Consider the following 547-nt stretch of genomic DNA (forward strand, 5'->3'; position numbering starts at 1 on the left):
TCCCGACCGACCCTCGCTGACGCGAGGGCCACCCTCCCCCGCAGAGGGGGGAGGGAGCGCGCGCGTGTCGTGCGCCGCTGCCTGTGCGAGATCGCCTCACAGCACCGCATCGAGCCGCTCCATCAGCGGGGCGTAGGCCTCCGGGCCCGCCTCGACATCGAGGCGCAGGCCCGCGATGCCGCGGCGGGCGTAGTCGGCCAGGCGCTCCTCGGCGCTCGGGTTCGGCCGTGCGCGGCGGCCCCCATCGAGCAGGCCGCGGCGCCCGTCCGGCAGGGCGAAGGGGTAGAGGCCGGCGGGCCGCGCCCGCTCGAAGGCGTCGCTGACGAGGATCAACCGGATGGCGATCCGCTCGGCCGCCAGCGTCAGCAGGGGCTCGAAGTCCGGGCCCGGCGCGTCGAGCGCGCTCGCGATGACGAGATGGCCGCCCGAGGGCAGCAGGCTCGCCGCCACGGTGACGAGATCCGCCAGCGGCGGGTCCGCCGTGTCGGGGGCTGCGAGCGCCTGCGCGTGCGCGAGGGCGAGCGCCCCCGTCACCGCGGTCATCGCG

General features: G+C 77.5%; 1 pseudogene. It reads right to left on the minus strand.

Features of this window, described 5'->3' with window-relative positions:
• Nucleotides 1–96: 96 nt before the first annotated feature.
• Nucleotides 97–547, minus strand: a pseudogene (locus tag AX737_RS19265) (DUF58 domain-containing protein); the annotation flags it as partial.

Source organism: Methylobacterium sp. CCH5-D2 (assembly GCF_001556475.1).
In the GTDB taxonomy this organism is placed as follows: Bacteria; Pseudomonadota; Alphaproteobacteria; order Rhizobiales; family Beijerinckiaceae; genus Methylobacterium; species Methylobacterium hispanicum.